The 11,955-nt window shown below is 75.2% G+C and carries 6 protein-coding genes; 2 read left to right on the top strand and 4 right to left on the bottom strand.

Features of this window, described 5'->3' with window-relative positions; genetic code table 11:
* Positions 1-75 precede the first annotated feature (75 nt).
* Positions 76-636, top strand: a complete 561-nt coding sequence (locus IF99_RS0103970) for a TetR/AcrR family transcriptional regulator (protein ID WP_420705640.1) — start codon at positions 76-78, stop codon at positions 634-636.
* 974 nt (positions 637-1,610) lie between these two features.
* Positions 1,611-3,743 carry a phosphocholine-specific phospholipase C gene (locus IF99_RS0103965; RefSeq protein ID WP_030994902.1) on the top strand — a complete coding sequence of 711 codons (2,133 nt, stop codon included), beginning with the start codon at positions 1,611-1,613 and terminating at the stop codon, positions 3,741-3,743.
* 68 nt (positions 3,744-3,811) lie between these two features.
* On the opposite strand, the gene IF99_RS0103960 is transcribed toward IF99_RS0103965, so the two are convergent.
* The 4 genes from IF99_RS0103960 to IF99_RS0103945 all read right to left on the bottom strand — a co-directional run bounded on the left by IF99_RS0103960 (position 3,812) and on the right by IF99_RS0103945 (position 11,755).
* Positions 3,812-4,417, bottom strand: a complete 606-nt coding sequence (locus IF99_RS0103960; RefSeq protein ID WP_030994901.1) for a DUF998 domain-containing protein — start codon at positions 4,415-4,417, stop codon at positions 3,812-3,814.
* Positions 4,418-4,664: 247 nt separating this feature from the next.
* On the bottom strand, positions 4,665-6,620 hold the full coding sequence (locus IF99_RS0103955) for an ABC transporter ATP-binding protein (protein WP_030994900.1): 1,956 nt from the start codon (positions 6,618-6,620) through the stop codon (positions 4,665-4,667).
* 234 nt (positions 6,621-6,854) lie between these two features.
* Positions 6,855-8,939 carry a hypothetical protein gene (locus IF99_RS0103950; protein ID WP_051703355.1) on the bottom strand — a complete coding sequence of 695 codons (2,085 nt, stop codon included), beginning with the start codon at positions 8,937-8,939 and terminating at the stop codon, positions 6,855-6,857.
* Positions 8,936-11,755 (bottom strand): DEAD/DEAH box helicase, encoded by a 2,820-nt coding sequence (locus tag IF99_RS0103945; RefSeq protein WP_030994898.1) that lies wholly within the window; start codon positions 11,753-11,755, stop codon positions 8,936-8,938. The genes IF99_RS0103950 and IF99_RS0103945 overlap by 4 nt, the downstream gene beginning before the upstream one ends.
* Positions 11,756-11,955: the final 200 nt, after the last annotated feature.

The raw sequence follows: 11,955 nt of genomic DNA, 5'->3' as shown, positions 1-11,955 counted from the left end.
AGACTCCGGAAACCGTAGCACTTAAACGGAGCCCGACTCACCTTACGGAGGTATCCCTTGCCGACAGCACGGCCGATGCGGGCCGACGCCCGTCGCAACCGCGAGACACTGCTGTCCGTGGCCAGGCAGGCCTTCCTCGACGGCGACACCGACGCGCACGTGGAGGACATCGCCCGCCGCGCGGGTGTGGCCGTGGGCACGCTCTACCGACATTTCGAGACCCGCGAAGCACTGATCGAAGAGGTGTGGCGCTCCGAGGTCGACGACCTGTGCGCTTCAGCCGACACCCTGCTCGACCAGCACGCCCCGCACGAAGCACTGCGCGCGTTCCTGCTGCTGCTCGTGGACCACGCGGCCGTGGGAAAGGGCATGTCCGTTGCGCTGGAAAGCATCATGGCCACCGACTCACCAGTCTTCGACGACGCCCGCACCCGCATGGCCGACGCCCTCACGCGCCTCCTCGCTGCCGGCCACGCGGCGGGCACGGTGCGCGGCGACATCTCCGGAGTCACCCTGCTGCGGGCCCTGGGAGGCGTGTGCGCCCTGCGTGCGGCGGACGGATGGATCGACGAAGCCCGCCAGATCGCCGGGCTCCTGTTCGACGGCCTGCGCCGGAACGCCACGAACCCGGACTGAGACCGGTCGTGCGGTGTCCCGCGCCGTCGGAGGGTGAGGCGCGCGGGCCACTTCGGCCGAGGCGACCTGGTATGGCGATTTGAGAGGAGTCTGCGAAGTCGGAGCAGAGCGTGGTGACGGTCGTCGGTTGCTGTGAGGCAGCGGTCGCGACCGTGGAGGGGAGATCACCACGACCGCGCCACGGCAGCCGTCTCCCGCCCCAGACGGCATGCGGAGGGGCTGCGCGAGAAGAGCTGCTCACGAGGACCTGAGCGGGCTCGGCGGCAGACGATCCTCCGGGGTGAGCCCTGCCCGCGCGTACGCGGCGTCAGGACTGGGCCAAAGCTACGCGATCACGCGGCCGACTCCAGGCGGAAGACGGACGACCCCGCTTCGTGCGGAAGTCCGAGGTGAGTCGCGGGGCCGAGCTTTGTCATCGAGGGGCACGACGTCACCCTGACAGGGATGCCAGGCCGTTCCGCCCGAGGCTCCTCAACACGCTCGCTTGAGCGACAAGTCGTCCCTGACCGCCTCGCGCGACGCGTCAGGGAACAGGACGGACCTGCCGGGCCGGCCAGGTGCGTACGCTCGTCGACTCCCCGGCGCCGGACGGCCCGATGAGAGTCCCCATGTTGCGCTCGGCCTCCGCGGGTAGACCAACGCTCGGTCGTGCAAGGTCACCCCGGGGATACAGGGCGCGCGCAACCCAGAGCACGCGCTGTCCGGCGTTGTCGGTCGTCAGGGCGGCAGTCCCGTGCATCGGCCGGAGGTGTCACCGTCTCGGTCCGGCTCGACTTGCTCGGGGCGACCCGCGACGACGGGCCGGGGGCGGGCCGGGAGCCTCGAAGGGCCGTCCGAGTCGGCTGGTACGCGGGGTTCCGCGTTCGGTGACCGGAGGGTACGTTCGGCGGTCGTTCGGGTGTTGTTGGTGGGGTGGCCACCGGGGAGGGCGATGTTCGATGTTCCCACGTCCGAGAGGCTCAGGTAGCGACCCGATGGCTCACACTCCCTCACGCAGAACGTTCCTCGTCTCGGCGACGGCCGTCGCGGCCTCCGCGATGACCGGTGGCGTCGCGCGCGGCTCCGGGCCGGAGAGCGCCGCCGCGCCGGTGGCGGTCGCGCGCGACCCGCGGCTGGCGCCGGTGCGGCACGTCGTGATCCTGATGCAGGAGAACCGCAGCTTCGACCACTACTTCGGGATGCTGAAGGGGGTACGGGGCTTCGGCGACCACACCGCGATCGATCTGCCCGGTTCCGCCTCGGGTCCTTCGGGGCGCTCCGTCTTCCAGCAGCCTCGCGGCAGCGGTTCGCTCTTCCCGTGGCAGCTCAGCGCCGGCGGCGGGGGCTGGCAGAGCGCGCAGTGCAAGGTGGACGGCGGCGGGCACAGCTGGAGCGACCAGCACAGCGCCTGGAGCGGCGGCCGGATGAACAACTGGTACGCGGCGAAGAGCGGGACGGGGATGACGATGGGCTACCACACCCGCGCCGACCTCCCGTACACATACGCGCTCGCCGACGCGTACACCATCTGCGACGCCTACCACTGTTCCTCGCTGACCGGTACCGGCCCCAACCGCAACTACCTGTGGTCGGGTTCGACCGGTGTCGGGCTCGCGGGCGCGAACCAGGCCAACACCAACGGCGGCGACTTCCGGCGCAAGGAGCAGAACTGGCAGACGTACGCGGAGGCGCTCCAGGGCGCCGGGGTGAGCTGGAAGGTGTACCAGGTCTACGACCGGGACGCGTCCCTCAACTACGGTGACAACGCTCTGGAGTACTTCAAGCCGTTCCTGACGAAGGACGCCGCGCAGGACGGCAAGGGTGACGCGAGTCTGTGGCAGCGCGGGGTGGCCGGGGTCCCGTACGACGGCGGGGACGTGGCGGACGCGCTCGTGGCCGCGCTCCGTGCCGACGTGCGCGCCGGGACGCTGCCGCAGGTCTCGTGGATCGTGACCGACTACGCCAACTCCGAGCATCCGAACGCGAGTCCGGGCAAGGGCGCGACCGTCACCAAGCGCGTGCTCGAAGCGCTGGCGACGGACCAGGAGACGCTGGACTCGACGGTCTTCATCCTCACGTACGACGAGAACGACGGCTTCTTCGACCACGTGCCGCCGCCCGTGCCCGCCGACACCGGCGACGCGACGGAGTACTCCGGTGGGGCACCGGTCGGGCTCGGCTTCCGCGTGCCGATGATCATCGCCTCGCCGTGGACGCGCGGCGGGCGGGTCAACTCGCAGGTATGCGACCACACGTCGGTGCTGCGCTTCCTGGAGAAGTGGACCGGCGTCGGCTGCCCGAACATCAGCCCCTGGCGGCGCGCGGTGTGCGGCGACCTCACGTCGGCCTTCGACTTCGACCACCCCGTCTTCGGGCCGCTCCCCGCGCTGCCCGGGGTGACTCCGGCGGGTCAGCCGGTCATGGACACGAACGCGTGCTCCGTGACGAGCGCGCCCAGCGCCCCCTCCGGCACGGGCACCCTGCCGGCGCAGGAGAGCGGCAACAAGCCCGCGTGCGCGCTGCCCTACCAGGTCAACGCCTACCTCGACCGGTACGAGGGCGGCAGCCCCTCCGGTACGCAGAAGATATGGGTGAACCTGGAGAACAAGGGCGCCCAGGCCACCTCGGCCGCGCACTTCGCCGCGTACGCCAACGGCTACCGGGGCGGCGGCCCCTGGCAGTACACGGTGGGCCCCGACGCGGCCACCAGCGACTTCTTCAACATCGGTGCCGCGTACGGCGGTGGGCGCTACGACCTGTCGGTGACCGGCCCGAACCGCTTCCTGCGCCGCTTCCGGGGGGATACGGGGTCGGGCGCGGGGCGGTTCGCGCGCGTACGCAGCAGCTTCGGCACGTACGACGGGAAGCTCGCTCTGTGGTTCACATTCGCCAACGACGACCCGGGGCGCACCCTCACCTTCACCGCCACCTCGACGCACTACCGCAGTGGCGCGTGGACGTACGAGGTGGCGCCGGGGAAGAGCGTCTCGGACTACTTCCAGCAGGTCGTGTACGCGGACGGCTGGTACGACTTCACAGTGACGGTGGCGGGTGACACCGCCTTCTCGCAGCGTTTCGCCGGTCACATCGAGACAGGCGCCGCGAGCCGTACGGGCTCGGTGGTCTGAGGCGGCGTCCCCGCGGGCCTCCCGCCGGCAGGCGGTCTCCCGCCGCTCCGGCGGGCCCGCTCGCCCTCTCACCCCGGACTCTCGGCGGTGGTCCATGCCGACCAGCGGCAGGACAGGACGACGAGGAGGGGCCACAGGGCCTGGGCGAAGGTCAGGGCGCGTTCCGTGACGCCGGGAGCCCAGCCCCCGAGCAGGGAGCCGAGGAGGAGGACGGCGCCCGCCGCCATCGCGGCGGTCGCGCCCGCGCAGACCCGTGGGCGCAGGCCCCAGGGGACTCGCACACCCGAGCGGTCGGCCGCAAGGACCGGCCAGAGGGCCAGCAGGACGAAGCCGGTCGTGGCGACGGTGCCGTGCCCGAGGTCCCCGCCCTTGAGCGGCGCGGGCACGAGCGTGAGCCCCATCGCGGACGCTCCCCCGCCCGCGAGCGCGGCGCGACCGGCGCCCGCGGCCGGACGCAGCCCGGCGGCGATCGCCATGTAGCAGGTGCCGAGGGCGAGCAGAGCGACGGTCATGAGCCAGTACCCCGGGGCGCCGTGGGCGGCGAGCACACTGATGGTCGTGGTGGCGGGGTCGTAGCCGGGGCCCTGGAGCACCCCGGCGACCGACCAGGCGCCGACCAGCAGAACAGGGGCGCACACGGCGGCGAGCAGAGCCCAGGCGGGAACGCGTCGCATGAGAGCACCCTAGGTTTCGGCCGCCCGGCGGGAAGCGCACCACGCGGGCGGACGGGGCGGCGCGGCCCGGGGGGCTCCGGGCGCGCGCGGCCTGGGGGCGCGGGAAGAGGGCACTGGGCAGAGCGCGCAGCCGGGAGGGCACCCCTGAGGCACCGGCGGCACCGGCGAGGCACCGGCGGCGTCCCGGCTCGTACGAGGGCGGGGCCCCCTTACGAGCCGGACACCCGGCGTCACTCGCGCACCGCCGTCAGAGGACGCGCGCCGGGTCGGCCGCTCCCGGCAGCGTGCCGCGCGGCGCGGTGGGCGGTACGGCAGGCGGTGCGGAGGGCGGGAAGTCCTCGCCCCCGGCCCTCCCGGCCCCGACGCTCTCGCCACCCTGGCTCCCGGTGTCGCGGACCCCGCTGTCCTCGCTCTCGGCGAGGAAGCCGCCCGACTGGTGCTGCCACAGCCTCGCGTAGGTGCCGCCCGTGGTGAGGAGTTCCTCGTGGCTGCCCTGTTCGACGACCTTGCCCCGGTCGAGGACGACGAGGCGGTCCATGTCCGCCACGGTGCTCAGGCGGTGGGCGACGACCAGGGCCGTACGCCCTTCCATGAGCCGCCACAGCGCGTCCTGGACGAGGATCTCGCTCTCGGAGTCCAGCGCGCTCGTCGCCTCGTCGAGCAGCAGGACGGGGGCGTCGCGCAGGATGGCCCGCGCGAGAGCGACGCGCTGGCGCTGACCGCCCGAGAGCTTGACACCCCGCTCCCCCACCAGCGTCTCGAAGCCCTCGGGGAGCTGGTCGGCGAACTCCGTGACGTGCGCGGCCTCCGCCGCCGCGCGGACCTCCGCGTCGGTGGCGCCCGGGCGGGCGAAGGCGATGTTGTCGCGCAGGCTGCGGTGGAACATCGCGGGCTCCTGCGGGACGTAGGCGATGAGCGCCCGCAGGTCGCGCTGGCGCAGTCGGCTGATGTCCTGCCCGCCGATGAGGATGCGTCCGCCGTCGATGTCCGACATTCGCAGCAGGAGCCGGGTCAGCGTGGTCTTGCCGCCGCCCGACCGGCCGACGAGCCCGATCCGGGCACCCGCGGGGACGTCCAGGTCCAGGCCCCGGAAGAGCGGCCTCGTGGCGGAGTGGGCGAAGTCCACGGCTTCGAAGCGGACGGACGCGTCCTGCGGGGCGAGTGGTTCGGGGTCCGGCGGGTCGAGGACCGTGGCCGGTTCCAGAAGCAGCTCGGTGAACTGGGCGGCCTCGGTCACCGAGCTTTCGAGACGCCGGTAGATCTGGTTGAAGTCGAACATGATCGCGCTGGCGTTGGAGAAGTACGTGAAGGCCACGAAGATCTCCTCGACGCCCGCGTCCCCGCCGGCGAGGGCGATGGCCATCACCAGGCCGAGGACATTGGTCAGCACGGACATGGGCGCGATGAGCGTGTCCACGCGCAGGTTGCCGTAGTCCCACGAACGGAGGGTCAGGCGGCGGGACTCGGCGACCCGCTTCCGGTGCTCCCCCGCCTCCCTGTCCTCGGCGGCGAAGGCGCGGATGGTCTCCATGTTGGTGAGGCTGTCGGCGACGTGCCCGGAGACGCGCGCGAGGGCCGCCTCGCGGTCGTTGACGATGCGTTGCCTGCGCCGGATCAGCGGCGTCGCCGCCGCGGCCGTGAGCGCGATCACCAGCACGAGGCCGATGACGAGGACGGGCTCGTAGAGCCACAGCACCACGGCGCCGAAGAGCAGCGGGACGACGTTGCCGATGACGTTGAACATCAGCGTGTCGACCATGTCCTCGAAGCGCTTGCCGTAGCTGAGGACGCGCTTGGTCAGGGAGCCCGCGAAGTTGTCGTGGAAGAAAGCCGGGTCCTTGGCGAGGAGTTCGTCCATGCCCCGGACGTAGAGGTGTTCCATGCCGCGCGCCTCGACCCGGTTGAGGCAGTGCACCCCAATGCGCCACAGCGCCTCGGCGAGCAGCAGTGTCACGCCGAAGCCGATGATGTAGGGCGTCGCCCGGCCGAGGGCGAGTCCGCCCTCGTCGGCGGCCTGCCCCGCGAGCTTGGCGATCAGCAGCGGGCCGAGGTAGCGGATGCCGATGTTGCCGACCGCGGGCAGCAGGAGCGCGGGCAGCGCGAGGGCGCGCTGCCGTCGCAGTTCCAGGCCGTAGTGACGCAGCGCCAGCATGACGGCGCTCCTGCCCGGCGGCTTCGTCTCCGGTGTGTCCGTTGTACCCATCACGCTCCCCGTCGTTCGGAAAGCGGCAGTCTCGCCTCGCGCGAGGTGCGCGGTCCAGGCATTTAACGCGGACCGGCGAGAATCAGACATCCGGGGACACGCCCCGGCACCTCTCGCCTCGCGGGGTGGCGGGCGCTCACGAGGCCCTGCGCCCCACCTCGTGCACGGTCGGCACCGCCACGACACCAGGCCCCTTGGGGCGCCGGACGGGAGCGGCCCCCAACGGACGGCCCGTCAGGCGTACGGGTCCGCCCAGTCGTCCTCCTCCTCGTCCTCCCCGGGCCTCGCGCTCTCCAGGGCCACCACCGGGTCCTTCGCCGCCGTACCGCGCGGCCACCAGTCCTCCGCGCCGGGGTCGGACTCGTACGCGTACCACGTGCCCTCGCGGTCCATACGGAGCTGACGTGTGCCGTCCGGGCTCGTGAGCCTGTTGCCGTGCGGGCGGTACGGGGGGTGGCCCGCCGCGAGGAGGAGGGAGCGGGCGCGGTCGAAGGGCCCGGCCGGGGGGTTCCACGGCGGTTCCTCCAGGGCGCGCAGCCCTGCCGCGCCCGCGCCCCGCCAGGCCGCGACGGCCCGGTGCAGCGCGCCCGGCTCGGCTCCGGCGGCGCGCGCGAGCCGCGTGTACAGGGCGCGGCCGGTGCCCGTGAGACCCGTGCCGGGGTGTTCGGCGGCGAGCCGTACCGCGTCCTCCCACACGCCGCAGCCCGCGAGCGGGTCGACGCCGGTGCGCAGGAGCGTGAGGGCGCGCGTGCCCGCGTCGCTCGCGAGGCGGTCCAGGGTGAGCGGGTCGGGGGCGGAAGCGCCCGCCGGGTACGCCGGGGGTGGCTCCGTCGCCTGGGGCACGGGGAGGGGCGGCGGGAGCGGTCCGGGCTCGCGCCCGTACAGGTCCGCCGCCTTCACGCCGGGAAGCGCGGTCGCGCCCGCGTCGCCCTTGGCCGCGAGGCGCGCGTGACGGCGGCTCAGCTCGGCGGTGAAGGTCCCCGGGTCGCGTCCGCGCAGCAGGAGCAGGGCCTGCGGCTCGTCGGCGAGCAGCCCGGTGAGGCGCAGGGCGAGCGCGAGTCCGTGCTTGCAGGGCCGTACGGGATCGGGGCAGGCGCAGTCGAGCACGGGCTCCCCCGGCCCGGGGAGGAGCGCCGCACCCTCGGACCCGGCGAGTGCGCCGGGCAGCCCGCCGTCGAGGAGGACCGCGAGCCGGTCGGCGCGCGCGGCGCAGGCGTCGGTGAGGCGCTCCCAGGCCCGCTCGGGCAGGTGGTGCGCGCGCAGGCTCACGCGGTACGGGCGGGCCCGGCCGCCCTGGACGTAGGCGAGTGCCGTGCCGGGGGTGAGCGTGACGGTGCCGACCCTGCCCTGGCGCAGGTACTCCCGAGCTCGCGCGAACCGTCCCGGTTCGGCGGCGAGCGCGGCCACGGCCTGCTCCCAGCCCTCCGACCAGGGCGTCGCGGGCGTACCGGCACCGGTCGCCGCGCCCGGACGGTACGTGCGGCGGGCCCCGGCGGGGACCGCGGCCGAGGCGGCGGAGCGCGGCGGCCTGGGCGCCGCTTCCGCCGACGCCGGGAGCGGGGTCGGCCCCGGGGCGGCCGGGGGACTCGGCGTTCCTGGCGCGGGTGCGGGCTTCGGGGGCTCCGGTGCGGGCTGCGGCGAACGGGCGCGCGCCGAGCGGAGAGCGGCGCGGGCGAGGTCTGCGGGACGCGCGGCCGAGGCGGGCTCGTCGGCGCGGGGCCGGGGAGGCACCGGCGCGGCGGACGCGGACTCGTCGGTGACGGTTCGACCGGCGGCGGGCACCACGCCCTCGGGCGCGGGCGTCTCGTCCGTGGGTGCGGGCGCCTCGCTCGTGGTCCCAGGGGTCTCCGCCCTGCGTCCAGGCGTCGTGGCCGTCGACGCGGGCGCCTCGTCCCCGGGCGCGGGCGTTTCGCTGCCGGGCTCGGGCGCCTCCTCGCCTGCCGCGGCGGTCCCGCGCCTGCTGTCGCGCAGGGCCGCGCGGGCGGCGTCGGCCGGGCGGGGGCGGTCGACGGCGGTCGGCAGGGGGTCCGGGGCCGCCTCCTCCCCGTACCCGTCCGGCTCTCCCGCCCGCCGCAGCCCCGCGCGCACGCGGCCCGCCGGGCTGTCGCCCTCCTCCGCCGCTTCCCTGCGCCTGGCCGCCGCCGCGCTTGCCGCGCGCCTGGCGCGGGCGCGGGCCGCCGGTCCCTGCGGGGCGGGGCGCGGTGCCTGCCGGATGGCGGCGCGGGCGAGCGAGGCGGCGGAGGACTCGGCAGCGGCGTGCTCCTCCGCCGTCCCGGCCGGCAGCGAGTCCTCCGCCTCGTTCGCCTCGTCCCCGTTCACGCGTCCCTCCGCAGGGAGACGAGCGAGGCGAGGTCGCGGTCGGTGAGTTCGGTGAAGGCGGGGTCGCCGCCGGTGCCGAGCACGGCGTCGGCGAGGGCCTGCTTGCCTGCGACGAGGTCGGCGATGCGGTCCTCGACGGTGCCCTCGGTGAGGAGCCGGTGGACCTGCACGTGCCGGGTCTGGCCGATGCGGTGGGCGCGGTCCGTTGCCTGGTCCTCGACGGCCGGGTTCCACCAGCGGTCGTAGTGCACGACGTGCCCGGCGCGGGTGAGGTTGAGGCCCGTCCCCGCGGCCTTGAGGGAGAGGACGAGGACGGGGAGGGCGCCGCTCTGGAAGCGGTCCACGAGCTGGTCGCGCGCGTCGACGGGCGTGCCGCCGTGGAGGAGCCCGGCGGGGACCGCCTGCGCGGCGAGGTGCGCGGTGAGGAGGCGCGCCATGCGCACGTACTGCGTGAAGACGAGGACGGAGCCGTCCTCGGCGAGGATCGTGCCGAGGAGTTCGTCGAGCGCGTCGAGTTTCCCCGAACGGCCGGGCAGGCGGGCCGTGTCGGGGTGTTCCTTGAGGTACTGCGCCGGGTGGTTGCAGATCTGCTTGAGCGAGGTGATCAGGCGCAGCACGAGGCCGCGCCTGCTCATGCCCTCGGCGGCCTCGATCGCGGCGAGGGACTCGCGGACGACGGCCTCGTAGAGCCCGGCCTGCTCGGCGCCGAGGGCGACGGGGTGGTCCGTGACGGTCTTCGGGGGCAGCTCGGGGAGGATGCCGGGGTCCGCCTTGCGGCGGCGCAGCAGGAAGGGCTTGAGGAGGCGGGCGAGGCGCTCGGCGGCCTCCGGGTTCTCCAGGTGCTCGCCGTTCTCGACGGCGCGGGCGTGCCGGGCGCGGAAGGCGGTGAGCGGGCCGAGGAGGCCGGGGGTGGTCCAGTCGAGGAGGGCCCACAGCTCGGAGAGGTTGTTCTCGACGGGGGTCCCGGTGACGGCGACGCGGGCGCGGGCGGGGACGGTGCGCAGGGCGCGCGCGGTCGCCGAGTGCGGGTTCTTGACCTGCTGGGCCTCGTCGGCGATGACGAGGCCGAAGTCCTGCCCGGCGAGCTGGGGGGCGGAGGAGCGGAGCGTCCCGTACGTCGTGAGGAGGAAGCCGCCGGGCGGGGGCACGGGGTCGCGGCCCGTGCCGTGGAAGCGGCGTACGGGGGTGCCGGGGGCGAAGCGGTGGATCTCGCGCTCCCAGTTGCCGAGGAGGGAGGCGGGGCACACGACGAGGGTCGCCGCCTTCGGGGTCTCCTGGGCGCGGGTGAGGTGGAGGGCGATGACGGTGACGGTCTTGCCGAGGCCCATGTCGTCGGCGAGGACGCCGCCGAGGCCGAGGGAGGTCATGAGGCCGAGCCAGCCGAGGCCCTGCTTCTGGTAGTCGCGGAGCGTGGCACGCAGTCCGGGCGGCTCGGGGGCGGGCCTGACGCCTTCGAGGAGCCGGTCGCGGAGGGCCGCGAGAGCGCCGGTGGGGACGGCGTCGACGGTCTCGCCGTCGATCTCGGCGGTCCCTGTGAGCGCGAGGGACAGGGCGTCGAGCGGGTCGAGGAGTCCGAGCTGGCGCTTGCGGGCGCGGCGGGCCAGCTCGGGATCGATGCGGACCCACTGGTCGCGCAGGCGCACGACGGCGCGGTGCGATTCCGCGATGCGGTCCATCTCCGCGTCGGTCAGCTCCTCGTCGCCGAGCGCGAGCCGCCACTCGAAGCGGAGCAGTCCCTCGCCGTCGAGCAGTCCGGTGCCGTTGGCGGCGGAGCCGGGCGCGGAGTGCACGACGGCCTGGGCGGTGAGGTCGCGGGTCAGCTCGCGCGGCCAGTGCACGGCGACGCCCGCCGCGTCGAGGCGTGTCGCGGCGCGGCCGAGGAGGTCCTCGGTCTCGCGCTCGTCGAGGGCCAGGACGCCGGGGACGTCCATCTCGGCGAGGCGCGCGAGCGGGGGCCAGACGTGCGCGGCGCGGCGCAGCGCGAGCGCGGCCTCGACCTGCGCGGCGGGCCCGAAGGCGGGGTCGGCGTCGCCCTGCCACAGGGTGTTCGCGTCGGTCACGAGGGTCGGGTCGGCGAGGCTGTGGACCTGGACGAGGACGGTCGAGCCGAGGCTGTGCGACCCGCCGGGGCCCGCGTCGAAGACGGTACGGGCGGACAGGTCCAGGCGCAGCGAGACCCGCACGCCCGCGCCGGGCGCCGCGGCCGCCTCGGCGGCCCAGTCCCTGGCACCAGGGAGCGCGGTGGCCTTCGCCGCGGCGAAGGGGACGCCGTGCGCGTACGGGGCGGCGGGGGTGCGGGGCAGGGTGTCGGCGACCGCGTCGAGCAGCGCCCGCACCAGGGCCGCGGGCTCGGGCAGGCGCAGCGGCCCGGCTCCCGGCAGGGGCGCGGCGCAGCCCTCGGCGGGGAGGGCGGCGGCGAGCGCGCGGGCCTGGGCGGTCTCGGCGGCGTCGAGCGGCCCCGCGCGCCACGTGTCGAGGTCGCCGGGGGCGAGCGCGGGCCGCAGTCTGCCGCGCGCCACGAGCCGCAGCGCGAGCCGCGCCGCGCCCGCCCAGCACGCGGCGGCCGGGTGCGCGCCCGCCTCGGGCGCCGCGAGGAGCACGGGGAGCGCTTCGGCGAGCGGGAGGCGCAGGGCCGGGACCTCGACGCGGCGCGGGCGTCCGTCGGCGCGCAAGCGGACGACGGTGAGGGTGTCGCGCGCGTCCGGGACGGGGGCCCCGGCCGGGTCCCACCAGGCGAAGGCGCCCGCGCGGGGCAGTTCGGCGGGCAGGAAGACCGGGGCGAGGTGGTGGAGGCGGGGCGGGGCGTGCGTGGTCATCGCGGGCGCCTCACGACCGTACGGGGCTCCGGGAGCGCGGCGGGACGGCGGGAGACGGCGCGCGGCCCCGCACGGAGGGGCGAGGGCCGGGTCGGCTCCGGGGCGGCGTCGCGGTGGGCGAGGCGCCGGTACGTACCGCTGCCGCGCATGTCGGCTCCTCCTTCCCCCGCGTGTCCCGCGGTCTCGCCCCGGTGGCGGGT

Source organism: Streptomyces sp. NRRL F-5630 (assembly GCF_000719475.1).
Taxonomy (GTDB): domain Bacteria; phylum Actinomycetota; class Actinomycetes; order Streptomycetales; family Streptomycetaceae; genus Streptomyces.
Note: the sequence above shows the minus strand (reverse complement) of the source record. Positions and strands in the feature narration are given on the sequence as shown.